Here is an 18,757-nt window from a genome sequence, read left to right as displayed (position 1 = left end):
CGCCGCTCCTTACGCATTGCTGGCCAATTCATGGACGACGAACTCAATTCCCGCCTGAAACCCCTGCGCGAGCGCATCGACGCGATCGACTCGCAGCTCATCGCGCTGCTGAATCAGCGCGCGGCGGTCGCGCTCGAGGTCGGCGAGGTCAAGAAGCACTTCAACGCGCCCGTGTTCCGGCCGGAGCGCGAGCAGCAGGTGATCGCGCGCTTGCAGGACATGAGCGCCGGGCCGCTCGCGAGCGAGCACATCAGCGCGATCTGGCGCGAGATCATGGCGGCGAGCCGCGATCTCGAACAGACGATCCACGTTGCGTTCCTCGGGCCCGTCGGCACCTACAGCGAACAGGCGATGTTCGACTACTTCGGGCAATCGATCGAAGGGCTGCCTTGCCCGTCGATCGACGAAGTGTTCCGCTCGGTCGAGGCGGGCGCCGCGACGTTCGGCGTCGTGCCGGTCGAGAATTCGTCGGAAGGCGCGGTGTCGCGCACGCTCGATCTGCTGCTGCATACGCAGCTTCTGATCGGCGGCGAGCTGTCGCTGCCGGTCCACCACAACCTGCTCACGCAGACGGGCAAGCTTGACGGCGTGAAGCGCGTCTGCGCGCACGCGCAGGCGCTCGCGCAGTGCCAGCAATGGCTCGCCTCGAACGTGCCGCATCTCGAGCGGCAGGCGGTGGCGAGCAACGCGCAAGCCGCGCGGCTCGCGGCCGATGACGCGGCGATCGCCGCGATCGCGGGCGACCGCGCGGCGACGCACTACGGGTTGCAGATCGCGTATGCGCTGATCCAGGACGACCCGCACAACCGCACGCGCTTCGCCGTGATCGGCAAGGAGCCGGCCGGGCCGAGCGGGCATGACCAGACGTCGCTCATCGTATCGGTGAAGAACGAGCCGGGCGCGGTGTTCAAGCTGCTCGAGCCGCTCGCGCGGCACGGCGTGTCGATGACGCGCTTCGAGTCGCGCCCGGCGCGGGTCGGCACGTGGGAGTATTACTTCTACATCGACATCGAAGGGCACCGCGACGACGCCGCCGTCCAGCGCGCGCTCGCGGAGCTCGGCAAGAAGGCGGCATTCCTGAAGATTCTCGGTTCGTATCCGCGCGCGCGGTGATGCGCGCCGCGCGTCGCCGCGGTCGTGTTGGCCGCGTCGGCCGAAGTGGCAACGAGCGTAAAGCGACGGCTGGCGCAGGCGCGTGGCGGCCGACTTCGCGGCCCGGCCGCGCGCCTCGGGCAGGCGACCGTTCGATATTGACCCTTGCGCGCCCGGGCCCGTCCCGGACGCGCGTTACTTGGCTCTCGTCGTGTCAGGCTTTTCTTTCGACAAACTGGTGATTTTCGGCGTCGGGCTGATCGGCGGCTCGCTCGCGCTCGCATTGCGCGAAGGCGCGTCGGGCGGCAGGCGCGAGGTGGTCGGCGTCGGCCGCTCGGCGGCGTCGATCGAGCGCGCGCTCGCGCGGCGCGTGATCGACCGCGCGGCTGCGCTCGACGACGACGCGCAACTGCGCGACGCGCTCGCGGGCGCGGACCTCGTGCTGCTCGCGGCGCCCGTCGCGCAGACGGGACCGCTTCTTGCGCGAATCGCGCCGTTTCTCGACGCATCGACGATCGTCACCGACGCAGGCAGCACGAAGTCGGACGTCGTCGCGGCCGCGCGCGCGGCGCTCGGCGCGCGGATCGGCCAGTTCGTGCCGGGGCACCCGATCGCCGGGCGTGAAGCGAGCGGCGTCGAAGCGGCGCTCGCCGATCTGTACGTCGGCCGCAATGTCGTGCTATGTGCGCTGCCGGAGAATGCGCCGCACGCGCTCGCGCGCATCGAGGCGATGTGGCGCGCGGCGCGCGCCGACGTGCGCGCGATGAGCGCCGAGCGGCACGACCGCGTGTTCGCGGCGGTGAGCCATCTGCCGCACGTGCTGTCGTTCGCGCTCGTCGAGCAGATTCTCGGCGAATCCGACGCCGAGCTGAAGTTTTCGTATGCGGCGGGTGGTTTCCGCGATTTCACGCGCATCGCCGCGTCGAGCCCGGAAATGTGGCGCGATGTCTGCCTCGCGAACCGCGCGGCGCTCCTCGACGAGCTCGACGCGTACACCGCCGTGCTCGCGCGGTTGCGCGCGGCGATCGACGCGGGCGACGGCGCGGCGCTCGAAGCCGTGTTCGCGCGCTCGCGCGCCGCGCGCGCCGCATGGCGCGAGCGTGGCGCGAAGCCCGCTCCCGCTGTCCGTTCAGACACTCCTGGAACAGGATCTCACATGGAACATCTCGATCTCGGCCCGTTCTCCCATGCGCAAGGCACGGTGCGTCTGCCCGGCTCGAAGAGCATCTCGAACCGCGTGCTGCTGCTCGCGGCGCTCGCGGAGGGCGAGACGACCGTCACGAACCTGCTCGATTCCGACGATACGCGCGTGATGCTCGACGCGCTGGCGAAGCTCGGCGTGAAGCTGTCGCGCAACGGCGACACCTGCGTCGTCGGCGGCACGCGCGGCGCGTTCACCGCGAAGACCGCGGATCTCTTCCTCGGCAACGCGGGCACCGCGGTGCGGCCGCTGACCGCGGCGCTGGCGGTCAACGGCGGCGACTACCGGATCCACGGCGTGCCGCGGATGCACGAGCGCCCGATCGGCGACCTCGTCGACGGGCTGCGCCAGATTGGCGCGCAGATCGACTACGAAGGCAACGAGGGCTTCCCGCCGCTCAGGATCCGGCCCGCGGCGATTTCGGTCGACGCGCCGATCCACGTGCGCGGCGACGTGTCGAGCCAGTTCCTGACCGCGCTCCTGATGACGTTGCCGCTCGTGAAGGCGAAGGATGGCGCGAGCGTCGTCGAGATCGACGGCGAGCTGATCTCGAAGCCGTACATCGAGATCACGATCAAGCTGATGGCGCGCTTCGGCGTGACGGTGGAGCGCGACGGCTGGCAGCGCTTCACGGTGCCGGCGGGCGTGCGCTACCGGTCGCCCGGCGCGATCATGGTGGAGGGCGACGCGTCGTCGGCGTCGTACTTCCTCGCGGCGGGCGCGTTGGGCGGCGGGCCGTTGCGCGTCGAGGGCGTTGGCCGCGCGAGCATCCAGGGCGACGTCGGCTTCGCGAACGCGCTGATGCAGATGGGCGCGAACGTGACGATGGGCGACGACTGGATCGAGGTGCGCGGCATCGGCCACGACCACGGCAAGCTCGCGCCGATCGACATGGACTTCAACCTGATTCCGGACGCTGCGATGACGATCGCCGTCGCCGCGCTGTTCGCCGGCGGCACGAGCACGCTGCGCAACATCGGTAGCTGGCGCGTGAAGGAGACCGACCGGATCGCCGCGATGGCGGCCGAACTGCGCAAGCTCGGCGCGACGGTCGAGGAGGGCGCCGACTATCTCGTCGTGACGCCGCCCGCGCAACTCGTGCCGAACGCGTCGATCGACACCTACGACGACCACCGGATGGCGATGTGCTTCTCGCTCGTGAGCCTGGGCGGCGTGCCCGTGCGCATCAACGATCCGAAGTGCGTCGGCAAGACGTTCCCCGACTATTTCGACCGTTTTCTGGCGCTCGCGACCGCGTGACGTCCGCATTGACCCGATGAAATCGACTCGACCTTTTCACCCGACCCCAGTTATCACGATCGACGGCCCGACGGCGTCCGGCAAGGGCACCGTCGCGGCGCTCGTCGCCGCGCACCTCGGCTTTCACCTGCTCGACAGCGGCGCGCTGTACCGGCTCGCGGCGCTCGCGAGCATCCGCTACCAGGTCGCGCCCGATGACGCCGATGCGCTCGCCAAGCTGGTCGACGGCCTGCACATCACGTTTCGCGAGGGCTGTGCGCAGCTCGACGGCATCGACGTGTCCGACGAGATCCGGGCGGAGGCGGTCGGCAACCGGGCGTCGGCGATCGCCGTCCACGCTCCGGTGCGCGCGGCGCTCGTCGCGCGGCAGCGCGCGTTCCGCAAGACGCCGGGGCTCGTCGCGGACGGCCGCGACATGGGGACGGTGATCTTTCCGGACGCGGTGCTGAAGGTGTTCCTGACGGCGAGCGTCGAGGCGCGCGCCGCGCGCCGGCATAAGCAATTGATGCAAAAAGGTTTTTCTGCTAACATAGATAACTTGCTTCAGGATTTGCGCGAACGTGACGCACGCGACAGCAATCGCGCCGCCGCGCCGCTCAGGCCTGCGGCGGACGCCAGGCCCCTCGACACGTCGGCCTTGACGATCGAGCAATCGGTCGAACAGGTGCTCGCGTGGTATCGGGAGCTCGGCCAGCCCGCTTGAAAGAGGGGCGAAAGCGTAGGTAGTGGTGCTTCGCGCGACGCGCGAAGCGTGTGTTAAACCCTTAACCCCGTGTGGATTCGCGGGCGCGTCGCCAGCCGTTGCGGCCGGCGCGGGCGGTAGAGCGAAACCACGCACAAACCGATTTTTATGTCCGACCTGCAAACCTCCAACCCGAATACCGAATCCTTCGCGGCTCTGTTCGAAGAGTCGCTCACCCGCCAAGACATGCGCGCCGGCGAGGTGATCTCCGCCGAAGTCGTGCGTGTCGACCACAACTTCGTGGTCGTCAACGCAGGCCTCAAGTCCGAGGCTTACATTCCCATCGAGGAATTCCTGAACGATCAGGGCGAGGTTGAGGTCCAGGCGGGCGATTTCGTTTCCGTCGCGATCGACGCGCTGGAAAACGGCTACGGCGACACGATCCTGTCGCGCGACAAGGCGAAGCGCCTCGCTTCGTGGCTGTCGCTGGAAAAGGCGCTCGACAACAACGAACTCGTCACGGGCACGATCACCGGCAAGGTGAAGGGCGGCATGACGGTGATGGTCAACGGCATCCGCGCGTTCCTGCCGGGCTCCCTCGTCGACACGCGTCCCGTCAAGGACACGACGCCGTACGAAGGCAAGACGCTCGAATTCCGCGTGATCAAGCTCGACCGCAAGCGTAACAACGTCGTGCTGTCGCGCCGCGCGGTGATCGAAGCCACGCAGGGCGAAGAGCGCGCGAAGCTGCTCGAGACGCTCAAGGAAGGCGCGATCGTCAACGGCGTCGTCAAGAACATCACCGATTACGGCGCGTTCGTGGACCTCGGCGGCATCGACGGCCTGCTGCACATCACCGACATCGCATGGCGCCGCGTGCGTCACCCGAGCGAAGTCCTGTCGGTCGGCCAGGAAGTCACCGCGAAGATCCTCAAGTTCGACCAAGAGAAGAACCGCGTGTCGCTCGGCATCAAGCAGCTCGGCGATGATCCGTGGGAAGGCATCTCGCGCCGCTACCCGTCGGGCACGCGCCTGTTCGGCAAGGTCACGAACATCACCGATTACGGCGCGTTCGTCGAAGTGGAATCGGGCATCGAGGGCCTGGTGCACGTGTCGGAAATGGACTGGACGAACAAGAACGTCGCTCCGTCGAAGGTCGTTCAGCTTGGCGACGAAGTCGAAGTCATGGTGCTCGAGATCGACGAAGACCGTCGTCGTATCAGCCTCGGCATGAAGCAGTGCAAGCCGAATCCGTGGGACGACTTCAGCCGCAACTTCAAGAAGGGCGACAAGATCACGGGCGCGATCAAGTCGATCACCGATTTCGGCGTGTTCATCGGTCTGCCGGGCGGCATCGACGGCCTGGTCCACCTGTCGGACCTGTCGTGGAGCGAAGCGGGCGAAGAAGCGGTTCGCAAGTACAAGAAGGGCGACGAAGTCGAGGCAATCGTGCTCGGCATCGACGTCGAGAAGGAACGCATTTCGCTTGGCATCAAGCAGCTCGAAGGCGATCCGTTCAGCAACTACGTCGCGATGAACGACAAGGGCTCGATCGTCGACGGCGTCGTGAAGTCGGTCGATGCGAAGGGCGCGGTCATCACGCTGACGCCGGACGTCGAAGGCTACCTGCGCGCATCGGAAATCTCGCAGGATCGCGTCGAAGACGCTCGCAACGTGCTGAAGGAAGGCGAGAAGGTCAACGCGATGGTGATCAACATCGATCGCAAGTCGCGCGGCATCAACCTGTCGATCAAGGCGAAGGATTCGGCCGAGCAGCAGGAAGCGATGCGTGGCCTGCAAGCCGATTCGAGCTCCGCCGCGACCGGTACGACCAACCTCGGCGCGCTGCTGAAGGCGAAGCTCGACGGCCAGAACCAGTAAGCCTCGCGAGGTCTGCTGAAGTATGACCAAATCCGAGTTGGTCGCCCAGTTGGCATCGCGATTTCCGCAGCTCGTGTTGAAGGATGCGGATTTCGCGGTGAAAACGATGCTCGATGCGATGTCCGACGCATTGTCGAAAGGGCATCGCATCGAAATTCGCGGCTTCGGCAGCTTCGGTCTGAACCGTCGCCCGGCGCGCGTCGGGCGCAATCCGAAGTCGGGGGAGAAGGTGCAGGTGCCCGAGAAGCGCGTGCCGCACTTCAAGCCAGGCAAGGAATTGCGCGAGCGCGTCGACGGCCGCGCCGGCGAGCCGTTGAAGAACGACGAGCCGGAAGACGGCCAGTGACGGTTCCGTCGCAGCCGAGGTCGAGCCAGCATGGCTGAAAGAAAGCGCCCCTTGCGGGGCGCTTTTTCTTTGGGCGCGCCACGCGCGTTTCGCGAAGCGCGTCAAGCGCCGCGCAAGCGATTCACGAAGCGCGAAACGCTTCCTTTACAATACGGGGCGCCCGAGACGCTGCGAAGGGGAGTCGCATGCGCCGCCGAACAATCTCAGTCAAAGAGAGGGAGTCATGAAGTTCATCGTCTGGTTGATCCGTGTGCTGGTGTTCGTGCTGCTGCTCGTGCTCGCGTTGGCGAATACGCAAAGCGCGACGCTGAATTTCCTCGCCGGCTACAACTGGCAGGCTCCGCTGATCCTGATCGGTCTCGCGTTCTTCGGCGTCGGGCTGATCGCGGGGTTGCTGTCGGCATTGCCCGCGATCTTCCGGATGCGGATGGAGAACGGCCGCCTGAAGCGCGACTTGCGCGCCGTGCGCGAGAGCCCGGCCGTCGTCGACCAGCCGCCGATGCCGCCCGTCATTTAACGATGCCGACGCCGCGCACGATGCGCGGCCCAGGTTTTTTTTCGACACACGTTGCATGGATCTCGATTTCTGGTGGCTGCTCGCCATTCCCGTCGCGTTCGCGCTCGGCTGGATGGCGTCGCGCTACGACCTCAACAAGCTGCTGTCCGAGAGCGCGAACCTGCCGCGCTCGTATTTCCGCGGCCTGAATTTCCTGCTGAACGAGCAGCCGGACAAAGCGATCGACGCGTTCATCGAAGTCGCGAAGCTCGACCCAGAAACGGTCGAGCTGCACTTCGCGCTCGGCAACCTGTTTCGCCGCCGCGGCGAAACGGACCGCGCGATCCGCGTTCATCAGAACCTCTTGAGCCGCAACGATCTGCCCGTGAACGAGCGCGACCACGCGCTCTTCGAGCTAGGCCAGGATTTCCTGAAGGCGGGCTTGCTCGATCGCGCGGAAGAGACGTTCCGCATGCTCGCCGAAGGCGACTACGCGCTCGACGCGCAGCGCGCGCTCCTCACGATCTACGAGATCGAGAAGGACTGGAACAAGTCGATCGACACCGCGACGCGGATCGAATCGATGGGCGCGCCGCGTCTTGTGACGGAGATTGCGCAGTTCCATTGCGAGCTTGCGCAGGATGCGCTGCAGCGCAAGAACGCCGAGCTCGCGGCCGGGCATCTGCGCGACGCGCTCGCGGTGAATCCGCAGAACGCGCGCGCGGCGATCCTGTCGGGCGACGCGGCCGCCGCGGCGGGCGACCATCGCGCGGCGATCGAGCACTGGCGCCGGATCGAGACGCAGAATCCCGCGTACCTGCCGCTCGTCGCCGACAGGCTGATGAAATCGTACACGGCGCTCGATCGGGCGGCCGAAGGCGCCGAACTGCTGACGGGCTATGCGCAGCGCTATCCGTCGAACGATCTGCTCGACGTCGTCTATCAGTACGTCGCGCAACTGCGCGGCAACGGCGTCGCGCACGCGCTCGCACGTTCGCAGATGGAAAAGGCGCCGAACCTGTCCGGCATGCTGCATCTGCTCGACGCGCAGATCGCCGCGGCCGACGAGCCGCGCCGCGCGGAGCTCGAGATGATGCGCGCGCTCGTCAGGCAGCGCACCAAGAATCTGCCACGATATACATGCCAGAATTGCGGTTTCCGGGCGCGCCTCTTCTATTGGCAGTGTCCTGGATGCAGCGGCTGGGAAACCTATGCGCCGCGGCGCGTCGAACCCGCCGTTGCGTAATGGGGCGGTCGGTAATGGGGCAGGCCGCGCGGGCCGGCGCGACGCCGCCTGCGGCCTGAACCGGGCGGACGCCGTCCGCTCGAGCGAATCATCGGAATACTTATGAAGATCACCATCATCGGCACGGGCTATGTGGGCCTCGTCACCGGCGCGTGTCTTGCCGAGATCGGCCACGACGTGTTCTGCCTCGACGTCGATCCCCGCAAGATCGACATCCTGAACAACGGCGGCATGCCGATTCACGAACCCGGGCTGCAGGAAATCATCGCGCGCACCCGAGCGGCGGGACGCATCACGTTCTCGACCGACGTCGCGGCGAGCGTCGCGCACGGCGAGATCCAGTTCATTGCGGTTGGCACGCCACCCGACGAGGACGGCTCTGCGGACCTGCAATACGTGCTCGAGGCGGCGCGCAGCATCGGCCGCCACATGACGGGCTACAAGGTGATCGTCGACAAGTCGACGGTGCCCGTCGGCACCGCGCAGCGCGTGCACGCGGTGATCGACGAGGCGCTCGCGGCGCGCGGCCTAGCGGGCAGCGCCGAGCATCGCTTCTCGGTCGTGTCGAATCCCGAGTTCCTGAAGGAGGGGGCGGCCGTCGACGATTTCATGCGGCCCGACCGGATCATCATCGGCGTCGACGACGACGCGGCGGGCGCGATCGCCCGCGAGAGGATGAAGAAGCTCTACGCGCCGTTCAACCGCAATCACGAGCGCACGATCTACATGGACGTGCGCTCGGCCGAGTTCTCGAAATACGCGGCGAACGCGATGCTCGCGACGCGCATCTCGTTCATGAACGAGATGTCGAATCTCGCGGACCGCGTCGGCGCCGACATCGAGGCGGTGCGGCGCGGGATCGGCTCCGATCCGCGGATCGGCTATCACTTCCTGTATGCGGGCGTCGGCTACGGCGGCTCGTGCTTTCCGAAGGACGTGCAGGCGCTCATCCGCACCGCGAGCGAGAACGGTCAGCCGCTCAGGATTCTCGAGGCGGTCGAGGACGTGAACCACGCGCAGAAGAACGTGCTGCTCGACAAGATCGCGCAGCGCTACGGCGCCGATCTGGCGGGCCGCACGTTCGCCGTCTGGGGGCTTGCGTTCAAGCCGAACACCGACGACATGCGCGAAGCGCCGAGCCGGCGCCTGATCGCGTCGCTGCTCGCGCGCGGCGCGACGGTGCGCGCGTACGATCCCGTCGCGCTCGACGAGGCGCGGCGCGTGTTCGCGCTCGATCTGCACGACGGGCCCGACGCGCTCGCGCGGCTCGCGTTCGTCGATTCGGCCGACGATGCGCTCGCGGGCGCAGACGCGCTCGTCATCGTCACCGAATGGAAGGAATTCAAGAGCCCGGACTTCGCGCATCTGAAATCGGTGCTGAAGGCGCCCGTGATCTTCGACGGCCGCAACCTGTACGAACCCGACGCGATGGCCGAGCTCGGCATCGATTACCACGCCATTGGACGCCCCTATGTCGAGCCTTTCTCTTCCGAGCGCGGATAAGCGCGCGGCGCTCGCCGCGACCGCGCGCGCCGTGCCGCGCGAGCAGATCGCGAAATCGCGCGTGCTCGTCGTCGGCGACGTGATGCTCGATCGCTATTGGTTCGGCAACGTCAACCGGATCTCGCCCGAGGCGCCCGTGCCCGTCGTGCACGTGCAGCGGCAGGAGGAACGGCTGGGCGGCGCGGCGAACGTCGCGCGCAACGCGGTGACGCTCGGCGGCCAGGCGGGCCTGCTGTGCGTCGTCGGGCGCGACGAGCCGGGCGAGCGGATCGTCGAGCTGCTCGGCGAGAGCGGCGTGACGCCGTATCTCGAGCGCGATCCGTCGCTGCCGACGACGATCAAGCTGCGCGTGCTCGCGCAGCAGCAGCAATTGCTGCGCGTCGACTTCGAGGCGTCGCCGACGCACGAGGTGCTGCTCGCGGGGCTCGCGCGCTTCGACGCGCTGCTGCCGTCATACGACGTCGTGCTGATGTCCGACTACGCGAAGGGCGGGCTCACGCACGTGACGACGATGATCGCGAAGGCGCGCGCGGCGGGCAAGCCCGTGCTCGTCGATCCGAAGGGCGCCGACTGGGCGCGCTATCGCGGCGCTTCGCTGATCACGCCGAACCGCGCGGAGTTGCGCGAGGTCGTCGGGCGGTGGACGTCCGAGGACGATCTGCGCGCGCGCGTCACGAAGCTGCGCGAAGCGCTTGCGCTCGACGCGCTGCTGCTCACGCGCTCGGAAGAGGGGATGACGCTCTTCTCGAACGACGGGGAACTGCACGTGAGTGCGCTCGCGCGCGAAGTGTACGATGTGTCGGGCGCGGGCGACACGGTGATCGCGACCGTCGCGACGATGCTCGGCGCCGGGCTGCCGCTCGTCGAAGCGGTGGTGCTGGCGAATCGCGCGGCGGGCATCGTGGTCGGCAAGCTCGGCACCGCGACCGTCGAGTACGACGAACTGTTTCATTGAACGACACCGGCGCGCGCCGCCCGCGCGCCATACGCACACTCTCATCGGCAGAACGATCATGACTCTCATCGTTACCGGCGCGGCCGGCTTCATCGGCGCGAACATCGTCAAGGCGCTGAACGGGCGCGGCGAGACGCGCATCATCGCGGTCGACAACCTGACGCGCGCGGACAAGTTCAGGAACCTCGTCGATTGCGAGATCGACGACTATCTCGACAAGACCGAATTCGTCGAGCGCTTCGCGCGCGGCGACTTCGGCAAGGTGCGCGCGGTATTCCACGAAGGCGCCTGCTCGGACACGATGGAAACCGACGGCCGCTACATGATGGACAACAACTTCCGCTACAGCCGAGCGGTGCTCGACGCGTGCCTCGCGCAGGGCGCGCAGTTCCTGTATGCGTCGTCGGCCGCGATCTACGGCGGCTCGAGCCGCTTCGTCGAGGAGCGCGAGGTCGAGGCGCCGCTCAACGTGTACGGCTATTCGAAGTTCCTGTTCGATCAGGTGATCCGCCGCGTGATGCCGAGCGCGAAGAGCCAGATCGCGGGCTTTCGCTACTTCAACGTGTACGGGCCGCGCGAGTCGCACAAGGGGCGCATGGCGTCAGTCGCGTTCCACAACTTCAACCAGTTCCGCGCCGAGGGCAAGGTCAAGCTGTTCGGCGAGTACAACGGCTACGGCCCGGGCGAGCAGACGCGCGATTTCGTGTCGGTCGAGGACGTTGCGAGGGTGAACCTGTATTTCTTCGATCATCCGGAGAAGTCGGGCATCTTCAATCTCGGCACCGGCCGCGCGCAGCCGTTCAACGACATCGCGACGACGGTCGTCAACACGCTGCGCGCGCTCGAAGGCAAGCCCGCGCTCACGCTCGCCGAGCAGGTCGAGCAGGGGCTCGTCGAATACGTGCAGTTTCCGGACGCGCTGCGCGGCAAATACCAGTGCTTCACGCAGGCCGACCAGACGAAGCTGCGCGCGGCCGGCTACGATGCGCCGTTCCTGACGGTGCAGGAAGGCGTCGATCGCTACGTTCGTTGGCTGTTCGGCCAACTGTAAGCGGCGCGCCCGCCTCCTTAGACTGGGTCTCACGGTCGGCAGCCGCCGGCCGTTTTTCCACGGAGATCCAGATGCTGAAGAAACTTCTCGCGACGGTCGCGCTGTGCGCCGCGGCCGCGCACGGATGGGCTGCCGTCGACGTCAACGTCGCGAACGACGATGCGCTTCGCGGCATCAGGGGCATCGGCCCGGCGAAAGCCAAGGCGATCGTCGACGAGCGGGCCGCGCACGGCCCGTTCAAGGACGCGGCCGATCTCGCGCACAGAGTGAAGGGCATGGGCGGCAAGACGGTCGAGCGCTTGCAGGCCGAGGGCCTCGCGATCGGTGCGGCCCGCGCGCCCGCCGCAGCCGCGGCGCCGCAGAAAGCGGCGGCGGCCGGCAAGAAATAATCCGGGCTGCTGACGATTCTGGTGCTGGCGGCCTCTCGCGATCGAGCGGCCGGCGGCAGGGTGATGCCTCCTTCAGGCGCCGCTTCGGCGGCGAATTCCCGCGGCGCATGCCGCGGGCTTTTTGCATGGCCGCCACGCAGCGTACTCGCGCGTGCGTATGTCGCGCGGGCCTCGGCTGGCGCGGCAATCATGAACGTCGGGCGGCTCGCGCACATCGAGCACATCGAGTGCCGGAAGGCCGGGCGCTTTCGGCGGCAGGCTTGATGGCCATCGGCGCGCATGTTTCTCCGCTGGTTTACAATCGACCCGTTCATCGGCATCGGATAAACGTGACGTTCATGGCTTACAAAACTATCGAAGACACGATCGGCAATACGCCGCTCGTGCAACTCGTCCGCTTGCCGGACGACGAGATTCGCGAGCGCAACAACGTGATTCTCGCGAAGCTGGAAGGCAACAATCCGGCGGGCTCGGTGAAGGACCGTCCCGCGCTGTCGATGATCCGCAAGGCGGAAGAGCGCGGCACGATCAAGCCGGGCGACACGCTGATCGAGGCGACGAGCGGCAACACCGGCATCGCGCTCGCGATGGCGGCGGCGATCCGCGGCTACAAGATGGTGCTGATCATGCCGGAGGATCTGTCCGTCGAGCGTCGTCAGAGCATGGCCGCGTATGGCGCGGAGATCGTGCTGACGCCGGTGAAGGGCGGCATGGAATTCGCGCGCGACCTCGCCGACCAGATGCAGCGCGAAGGCAAGGGCGTGATTCTCGACCAGTTCGCGAATCCGGACAATCCGCTCGCGCATTACGAAGGCACCGGCCCCGAAATCTGGCGCGAGACCGAGGGCCGCATTACGCACTTCGTATCCGCGATGGGCACGACGGGCACGATCATGGGCACGTCGCGGTATCTGAAGGAAAGGAATGCGAACGTCGAGATCGTCGGCGCACAGCCCGACGAGGGCTCGCGCATTCCCGGTATCCGCAAGTGGCCGGAAGCGTATCTGCCGAAAATTTTCGATCGCAGCCGCATCGATCGCGTCGAGAACGTGAGCCAGGCCGCGTCCGAAGCGATGGCGCGCAAGCTCGCGGCCGTCGAAGGCATCTTCTGCGGCATCTCGTCGGGCGGCGCATGCGAAGTCGCACTGCGCGTCGCGCGGCAGGTCGAGAATGCGACGATCGTGTTCGTCGTCTGCGACCGCGGTGATCGTTATCTGTCGACGGGAGTGTTCCCCGCGTAACGCACGGCGCCGTCTCGCAGGCACGTGAAAAAAAGCGCTGCTCAAGCAGCGCTTTTTTTCATTCCGGCGATTGCGCGCTCCGCGCCGCGTCGGCGTCACTCGGACGACGGCTGCGCCGCGGGCGCCGCGGGCGCGGCATCGGCAGGCGCCGACGTCAGCGCGCCGCTCGCTTCCATTTGCGCCTTCACGCGCTCGCCCAGTTGATAGACGGCGAGCGCATAGAAGAAGCTGCGGTTGTAGCGGGTCAGCACGTAGAAATTCTGCAGTCCGAGTTTGTATTCGGTTGTGCGGCCGGGCGTCGGCAGATCGATCACGGTGACGGGCGTGCTCGCCTCCGATGCGATGTTGACGGACGCCTCGTCGAGCACGAGGCCCGCGCGCAGCAACTGCGACAGCGCCCAGTGCGGCTCGGGCCGGCCGTCGGCCGCCGCTTGCGCGACGCCCTGGCTGCCCGCATCGGGCGCGATGTTCCATACCACCGGCCGGCTGGTTTCCCAGCCGTGCTGCTTCAGATAGTTCGCGACGCTGCCGATCGCGTCGGCCTGGCTCGCGCGCAGATCGATGTGGCCGTTGCCGTCGTAATCGACCGCGTAATCGCGGATGCTGCTCGGCAGGAACTGTGGAATGCCGATCGCGCCTGTGTACGAGCCGAGCACGCTCGTCGGGTCGAGCTGGCTGTCGCGCGTCCATACGAGGAAGTCTTCGAGGTTCTTGCGGAACGTCGCCTGCCGCGCGTCGCGATTCGGCGTGTCCGGATAGTCGAAGGCAAGCGTCGTCAGCGCATCGAGCGTGCGGAAGTTGCCCATGTAGCGGCCGTAGATCGTCTCGACGCCGATGATGCCGACGATCACCTCGGGCGGCACGCCGAATTCCGTGGACGCGCGCTGCAGCGTGCCCTGGTTCGCGCGCCAGAACTTCACGCCGGCGTTCACGCGCACCGCGTCGAGAAAGCGCGACTGGTAGACGCGCCAGTTCTTGACGGTGGGCGACGGCGCGGGCATCACGAGCTTCGCGGCGGTCGCCGAGTAGCTCACGCGCGCGAACAGCGCATGCAGCGCGTTGGCGTCGAAGTCGTGGCGTGCGACCATGTCGGCGATGAACGCGTCGATCTTCGCATTGTTCGCGTAGCGCTGCGGAACGATTTCTTCTTCGAACGTCTGTCCTTGCGGCGCGCTTGGCTGCGGTTGCGGCTGCGTTTGCGCGACGGCGGCTGACGCGAAGAGCGTCGCGGCGAGCGACAGCGCGGCGAGCGGGAGGCGAAGACGGAAAGCGAGCGAGACGGGTGCGGCAGGCTGGTGGAAGGTCATGTCGAAGCGAAGCGGACGAGACGGATGATTTCGGGGCAGTATAACCGACACGCCCGTCGCGCCGGCCCGGCGCGGGGCGCGATGTGGTAAGTTAGCGGCGAACTTCGCACCAGACGATATCGCGGACATCCTTGACGGAGACCTGCGGCGCGCACCGGCCGCGTCGCGGAACGAGCTTATGCCAACGGCCTTTTACACGCACCCCGACTGCCTGCTGCACGAGATGGGGGAGTGGCATCCCGAGTCGCCGGCGCGACTGTCGGCGATCCAGGATCAACTGATCGCGAGCCGCATCGACGATCTGATCGTCCACGAGACGGCGCCGTTTGCGAGCGAGACGGCGCTGGCCCGCGTGCACACGCAGGCGCACATCGACTACATCCGCAGCCGGATTCCGAAGGAAGGGTACGTCGAGATCGATCCCGACACGTCGCTGAACCGCTACACGTGGCGCGCGGCGCTGCGCGCGGCGGGCGCGGCCGTCGAGGCGACGGATGCGGTGCTCGAGGGCCGCTACGACAACGCGTTCTGCAGCGTGCGTCCGCCCGGCCATCATGCGGAGCCCGCGCGCGCGATGGGTTTCTGTTTCTTCAACAACGTCGCGATCGCCGCGCGCCACGCGCTCGAGACTCATGGTCTCGAGCGCGTGGCGATCATCGATTTCGACGTCCATCACGGCAACGGCACCGAGGCCGCATTCGCGAACGACGAGCGCGTGCTGATGTGCAGCTTCTTCCAGCATCCGCTGTATCCGTTTTCGGGCGTCGACCATCAGGCGCCGAACATGGTCAATCTGCCGATGGCCGCGCGCACGAACGGGATGGCGGTGCGCGAGGCGGTCGATCTGATGTGGCTGCCGCGGCTCGACGCGTTCAGGCCGCAGATGCTGTTCGTGTCGGCGGGGTTCGACGCGCATCGCGAGGACGACATCGGCGGGATGGGGCTCGTCGAAGCCGACTACGAGTGGATCACGCAGCAGATCTGCGAAGTCGCGCGGCGGCATGCGCAAGGCCGGATCGTGAGCTGCCTCGAAGGCGGCTACAACCTGTCCGCGCTCGGGCGAAGCGTGGTCGCGCATCTGCGCGTGCTCGCGCAGGTGTGAGCGCGTAGGGCGCGCATCGCGGACGGCACGGGCGCCGATGCTCGATGTCGAGCCGCGGAGCGCCGCCGTGTGCAGGCGTGTCCGCACGAACCGGTCGGCGCGCTTCCTGACGTCCCTGCCTCAACCGCGCGCCGGCGCGCGCGCGACGATCCAGTCGATCAGCGCGCCGATCACGCGCTCACGTTCCAGATCGTTCATCGTCTCGTGATAGTTGCCTTCGTACAGCGTGAGCGTGCGGTCGGGCGAGCCGACGTGCCGGCCGAAATCGCGGCTGCCGTCGGGCTCGGTCAGCTTGTCGGCAGTGCCGTGATAGACCAGGACGGGGACGCGCAGCGCCGCGCGGCCGGCCTCGATTCGCCGCATCGCGCCGAGAATCTCGGCGCCCGTGCGCGCCGGCACCGAGCCGTGGTGGACGAGCGGATCGGCGCGGTTCGCGGCGACCACGGCCGGATCGCGCGACAGCAGCGCGGCGTCGATCTTGATCGCCGGAAAGCGAGGCCACACGCGGCTGATGAAGCGGCTCATCGCGAGCATCCATTTCGGCACGTCGCGTCCGGGCGCGAGCGCGGGGCTCGACAGGATCAAGCCCGCCAGGCCCGGGCGGCGCGCGGCCGCGCGTTCGACCGCGCGTTCGACCGCGTAGAGCGCGGCGATCGCGCCGCCCATGCTGTGTCCCATCAGGAAGAGCGGCGTGTTCTCGCGCGCGGCGCTCGCGACGAGTGCGTCCGCGTCTTCCAGATACCGATCGAAGCGCTCGGCCCATGCGCGTTCGCCGGGCGAATGCCCGTGCCCGCGCAGATCGATTGCGACGGCCTCGATGCCCGCCGCGTTCAGCCGTTCGGCGAGCGCCTGGTAGCGGCCCGCGTGCTCGGCGAGCCCGTGCACGAGCGCGACGGTCGCGCGCGGCGCCGCGCACGGGGACGCGGCCGCGGGCCAGCGGTAGGACGCGAGCTCGAGCCCGTCGGCGGTACGCAGGCGCCCGCGCTGAGGGGCGGTGCCGGAATCGGCGGCTAAGCGGGGCGAAGTCGAAGCGGCTGCGTCCATGGCGGGCGTCTCCGGCGTGTCGTTATGAGGGATGGGCTCGATCATAGACGCCGTCCGTGACGGTCCGCGCGGGCGTCGTCCTCTAATCGCCTTTGGTTATGAAAAGGTGGAAATCGATTATTAAGAGAAATGTGACGAATGCGGTAAACTCGCAGGCTATTCCCAAGATGCGGCGGCGGTCGACAGCGAAGCCCGGCACATCCGGCTGCGCCGTTCCGCCGTTTTTTACATGATCGAAATTCGCAACCTTTCGCAGCGTTTCGAGGGGCCTCGCGGCTGGATCGAAGCGCTGCACAACGTCAATCTGGCGATTCCGCAGGGCGAGGTATTCGGCATCATCGGCCGCAGCGGCGCGGGCAAGAGCACGCTCGTGCGCACGATCAACCTGCTCACGCGGCCGTCCGAAGGCAGCGTGTTCGTCGGCGGGCGCGACCTGACGCAGTTGTCGGCCGGCGAGCTGCGCGGCGCGCGGCGCGACATCGGGATGATCTTCCAGCACTTCAACCTGCTGTCGTCGCGCACGGTGTTCGACAACATCGCGCTGCCGCTCGAGCTCGCCGGCGTGAAGCGCGCGGAGATCGAGGCGACCGTGCTGCCGCTGCTCGATCTCGTCGGCCTCGCCGCGCAGAAGGACCGCTATCCGGCGCAGATCAGCGGCGGGCAGAAGCAGCGCGTCGGCATCGCGCGCGCGCTCGCGAGCAAGCCGAAGGTGCTGCTGTCCGACGAAGCGACGTCCGCGCTCGACCCCGAGACGACGCGCGCGATCCTCGACCTGCTCCGGCGCATCAACCGCGAGCTCGGCCTCACGATCGTCCTCATCACGCACCAGATGGAAGTGATCAAGGACGTGTGCGATCGCGTCGCGGTGCTCGACGCCGGGCGCGTCGTCGAGGAGGGCAACGTGATCGACGTGTTCATGCGCCCGCATCACGAAGTCACGCGCGCGCTGATCGGCGACGTGATCGCGCAGGAGCTGCCGCCCGCGATGAAGGCGCGCGTTGCCGAGCGCCTGAAGACGGGCTCGGGCCATCTGTTGCGCCTCGCGTTCACGGGCTCGGGCGTCGACCAGCCGATCCTCTCCGAGACGATCAGGCGCTACGAGCTGGACTTCAACATCCTGCACGGCCAGATCGACGAGATCCAGGGTCGCGCGTTCGGTTCGCTCGCGGTGCTCGCCACCGGCGAGCCGGGCAAGGTGGGGCAGGCGTTCGCGTATCTGCGCGAGCAGGGCGTGGTCGTCGAGGAGCTTTCGTATGTTGAGTGAAATGTTCGATATGTTCGTGCAGTCGTTCTGGGAGACGCTGATCATGGTCGGCATTTCCGGAGCGGTCGGCGCGCTCGTCGGCCTGCCGCTCGGTGTGCTGCTCTATCTCACCGACCGCCAGGGCGTGCTGCAGAATCTCGCGGTGAACCGCGTGCTGGGCGGCATCGTCAACGCGGTGCGCTCGACGCCGTTCATCATCCTGCTCGTCGCGGTGATTCCGTTCACGCGCCTCGCCGTCGGCTCGTCGATCGGCACCGCGGCGGCCGTCGTGCCGCTCACGATCGCGGCGGCGCCCTTCATCGCGCGGCTCGTCGAGACGGCGCTGCGCGAAGTCGACCGCGGCCTCATCGAAGCCGCGCAGGCGATGGGCGCGACGACGGGCCAGATTGTGTTCAAGGTGCTGCTGCCCGAATCGCTGCCGGGCATCGTCGCGGGGCTCACGATCACGTTCGTGTCGCTCGTCGGCTATTCGGCGATGGCGGGCGCGATCGGCGGCGGCGGCCTGGGCGACCTCGGCATCCGCTACGGCTATCAGCGCTATCTGCCCGAAGTGATGTGGACGGTCGTCGCGATCCTGATCGTGTTCGTGCAGATCGTGCAGTCGTTCGGCGACTGGCTCGTGCGGCGCCTGAGCCACAAGTGACGCGATCGGCAATCGAAGACGAACGAGCGCCGCGCAACGCGGCACGCGACGGCG

At 67.4% G+C, this 18,757-nt stretch carries 17 protein-coding genes and 1 pseudogene; 16 read left to right on the top strand and 2 right to left on the bottom strand.

Features of this window, described 5'->3' with window-relative positions; translation table 11 throughout:
- Positions 1 to 30: 30 nt before the first annotated feature.
- The 13 genes and pseudogenes from pheA to cysM all read left to right on the top strand — a co-directional run bounded on the left by pheA (position 31) and on the right by cysM (position 13,343).
- Positions 31 to 1,113, top strand: a complete 1,083-nt coding sequence (pheA, locus tag WS92_RS23895; RefSeq protein WP_059934045.1) for a prephenate dehydratase — start codon at positions 31 to 33, stop codon at positions 1,111 to 1,113.
- Between the two features lie 82 nt (positions 1,114 to 1,195).
- Positions 1,196 to 2,143, top strand: a pseudogene (locus WS92_RS37285) (prephenate dehydrogenase/arogenate dehydrogenase family protein); the annotation flags it as partial.
- 105 nt (positions 2,144 to 2,248) lie between these two features.
- Positions 2,249 to 3,553: a 3-phosphoshikimate 1-carboxyvinyltransferase gene (gene aroA, locus WS92_RS37280; RefSeq protein WP_059934132.1), complete on the top strand. Its 1,305-nt coding sequence runs from the start codon at positions 2,249 to 2,251 to the stop codon at positions 3,551 to 3,553.
- Positions 3,554 to 3,569: 16 nt separating this feature from the next.
- On the top strand, positions 3,570 to 4,256 hold the full coding sequence (cmK, locus tag WS92_RS23885) for a cytidylate kinase CmK (RefSeq protein ID WP_059934044.1): 687 nt from the start codon (positions 3,570 to 3,572) through the stop codon (positions 4,254 to 4,256).
- Positions 4,257 to 4,403: 147 nt separating this feature from the next.
- A complete protein-coding gene (rpsA, locus tag WS92_RS23880) occupies positions 4,404 to 6,116 on the top strand; it encodes a 30S ribosomal protein S1 (RefSeq protein WP_006025716.1) in 1,713 nt (570 codons plus the stop codon).
- A gap of 22 nt (positions 6,117 to 6,138) precedes the next feature.
- Positions 6,139 to 6,462 carry an integration host factor subunit beta gene (locus WS92_RS23875; protein WP_009916398.1) on the top strand — a complete coding sequence of 108 codons (324 nt, stop codon included), beginning with the start codon at positions 6,139 to 6,141 and terminating at the stop codon, positions 6,460 to 6,462.
- 223 nt (positions 6,463 to 6,685) lie between these two features.
- Positions 6,686 to 6,979 carry a LapA family protein gene (locus tag WS92_RS23870; protein WP_059934043.1) on the top strand — a complete coding sequence of 98 codons (294 nt, stop codon included), beginning with the start codon at positions 6,686 to 6,688 and terminating at the stop codon, positions 6,977 to 6,979.
- Positions 6,980 to 7,034: 55 nt separating this feature from the next.
- Entirely contained in the window at positions 7,035 to 8,204 is a 1,170-nt protein-coding gene (gene lapB / locus WS92_RS23865) for a lipopolysaccharide assembly protein LapB (protein WP_006025718.1), read from the top strand.
- A 102-nt stretch (positions 8,205 to 8,306) separates the two neighbouring features.
- A complete protein-coding gene (locus tag WS92_RS23860; RefSeq protein WP_015600060.1) occupies positions 8,307 to 9,707 on the top strand; it encodes a UDP-glucose dehydrogenase family protein in 1,401 nt (466 codons plus the stop codon).
- On the top strand, positions 9,676 to 10,662 hold the full coding sequence (gene rfaE1, locus WS92_RS23855; protein WP_009916397.1) for a D-glycero-beta-D-manno-heptose-7-phosphate kinase: 987 nt from the start codon (positions 9,676 to 9,678) through the stop codon (positions 10,660 to 10,662). Before WS92_RS23860 ends, rfaE1 begins: the two co-directional genes overlap by 32 nt.
- A gap of 58 nt (positions 10,663 to 10,720) precedes the next feature.
- Positions 10,721 to 11,713 carry an ADP-glyceromanno-heptose 6-epimerase gene (gene rfaD, locus WS92_RS23850; RefSeq protein ID WP_059934042.1) on the top strand — a complete coding sequence of 331 codons (993 nt, stop codon included), beginning with the start codon at positions 10,721 to 10,723 and terminating at the stop codon, positions 11,711 to 11,713.
- A 71-nt stretch (positions 11,714 to 11,784) separates the two neighbouring features.
- Positions 11,785 to 12,102, top strand: a complete 318-nt coding sequence (locus tag WS92_RS23845; protein WP_015601656.1) for a ComEA family DNA-binding protein — start codon at positions 11,785 to 11,787, stop codon at positions 12,100 to 12,102.
- A 338-nt stretch (positions 12,103 to 12,440) separates the two neighbouring features.
- Positions 12,441 to 13,343: a cysteine synthase CysM gene (cysM, locus tag WS92_RS23835; protein WP_009916396.1), complete on the top strand. Its 903-nt coding sequence runs from the start codon at positions 12,441 to 12,443 to the stop codon at positions 13,341 to 13,343.
- Positions 13,344 to 13,438: 95 nt separating this feature from the next.
- Here the strand turns inward: cysM and mltB are convergent, their stop codons facing one another.
- A complete protein-coding gene (gene mltB / locus WS92_RS23830) occupies positions 13,439 to 14,650 on the bottom strand; it encodes a lytic murein transglycosylase B (protein WP_059934040.1) in 1,212 nt (403 codons plus the stop codon).
- A 178-nt stretch (positions 14,651 to 14,828) separates the two neighbouring features.
- Here mltB and WS92_RS23825 point away from each other — a divergent pair, with 178 nt between their 5' ends.
- Positions 14,829 to 15,752: a histone deacetylase family protein gene (locus tag WS92_RS23825; RefSeq protein ID WP_006025725.1), complete on the top strand. Its 924-nt coding sequence runs from the start codon at positions 14,829 to 14,831 to the stop codon at positions 15,750 to 15,752.
- 120 nt (positions 15,753 to 15,872) lie between these two features.
- Here the strand turns inward: WS92_RS23825 and WS92_RS23820 are convergent, their stop codons facing one another.
- Positions 15,873 to 16,796 carry an alpha/beta hydrolase gene (locus WS92_RS23820; RefSeq protein WP_015600898.1) on the bottom strand — a complete coding sequence of 308 codons (924 nt, stop codon included), beginning with the start codon at positions 16,794 to 16,796 and terminating at the stop codon, positions 15,873 to 15,875.
- A 229-nt stretch (positions 16,797 to 17,025) separates the two neighbouring features.
- On the opposite strand from WS92_RS23820, the gene WS92_RS23815 reads away from it, so the two are divergent.
- A complete protein-coding gene (locus WS92_RS23815) occupies positions 17,026 to 18,060 on the top strand; it encodes a methionine ABC transporter ATP-binding protein (protein WP_059934039.1) in 1,035 nt (344 codons plus the stop codon).
- On the top strand, positions 18,050 to 18,703 hold the full coding sequence (locus tag WS92_RS23810; protein WP_006025728.1) for a methionine ABC transporter permease: 654 nt from the start codon (positions 18,050 to 18,052) through the stop codon (positions 18,701 to 18,703). Before WS92_RS23815 ends, WS92_RS23810 begins: the two co-directional genes overlap by 11 nt.
- Positions 18,704 to 18,757: the final 54 nt, after the last annotated feature.

The sequence above is a fragment of the Burkholderia sp. MSMB1588 genome, assembly GCF_001546925.1.
In the GTDB taxonomy this organism is placed as follows: Bacteria; Pseudomonadota; Gammaproteobacteria; order Burkholderiales; family Burkholderiaceae; genus Burkholderia; species Burkholderia humptydooensis.
This window is presented reverse-complemented; position numbering and strand designations above follow the sequence as displayed.

Bases quoted from the DNA above. Each gene is read 5' to 3' on its own strand.
- pheA (WP_059934045.1), top strand. From the start codon at position 31: ATGGACGACGAACTCAATTCCCGCCTGAAACCCCTGCGCGAGCGCATC.
- aroA (WP_059934132.1), top strand. From the start codon at position 2,249: ATGGAACATCTCGATCTCGGCCCGTTCTCCCATGCGCAAGGCACGGTG.
- cmK (WP_059934044.1), top strand. From the start codon at position 3,570: ATGAAATCGACTCGACCTTTTCACCCGACCCCAGTTATCACGATCGAC.
- rpsA (WP_006025716.1), top strand. From the start codon at position 4,404: ATGTCCGACCTGCAAACCTCCAACCCGAATACCGAATCCTTCGCGGCT.
- WS92_RS23875 (WP_009916398.1), top strand. From the start codon at position 6,139: ATGACCAAATCCGAGTTGGTCGCCCAGTTGGCATCGCGATTTCCGCAG.
- WS92_RS23870 (WP_059934043.1), top strand. From the start codon at position 6,686: ATGAAGTTCATCGTCTGGTTGATCCGTGTGCTGGTGTTCGTGCTGCTG.
- lapB (WP_006025718.1), top strand. From the start codon at position 7,035: ATGGATCTCGATTTCTGGTGGCTGCTCGCCATTCCCGTCGCGTTCGCG.
- WS92_RS23860 (WP_015600060.1), top strand. From the start codon at position 8,307: ATGAAGATCACCATCATCGGCACGGGCTATGTGGGCCTCGTCACCGGC.
- rfaE1 (WP_009916397.1), top strand. From the start codon at position 9,676: ATGTCGAGCCTTTCTCTTCCGAGCGCGGATAAGCGCGCGGCGCTCGCC.
- rfaD (WP_059934042.1), top strand. From the start codon at position 10,721: ATGACTCTCATCGTTACCGGCGCGGCCGGCTTCATCGGCGCGAACATC.
- WS92_RS23845 (WP_015601656.1), top strand. From the start codon at position 11,785: ATGCTGAAGAAACTTCTCGCGACGGTCGCGCTGTGCGCCGCGGCCGCG.
- cysM (WP_009916396.1), top strand. From the start codon at position 12,441: ATGGCTTACAAAACTATCGAAGACACGATCGGCAATACGCCGCTCGTG.
- mltB (WP_059934040.1), bottom strand. From the start codon at position 14,650: ATGACCTTCCACCAGCCTGCCGCACCCGTCTCGCTCGCTTTCCGTCTT.
- WS92_RS23825 (WP_006025725.1), top strand. From the start codon at position 14,829: ATGCCAACGGCCTTTTACACGCACCCCGACTGCCTGCTGCACGAGATG.
- WS92_RS23820 (WP_015600898.1), bottom strand. From the start codon at position 16,796: ATGGACGCAGCCGCTTCGACTTCGCCCCGCTTAGCCGCCGATTCCGGC.
- WS92_RS23815 (WP_059934039.1), top strand. From the start codon at position 17,026: ATGATCGAAATTCGCAACCTTTCGCAGCGTTTCGAGGGGCCTCGCGGC.
- WS92_RS23810 (WP_006025728.1), top strand. From the start codon at position 18,050: ATGTTGAGTGAAATGTTCGATATGTTCGTGCAGTCGTTCTGGGAGACG.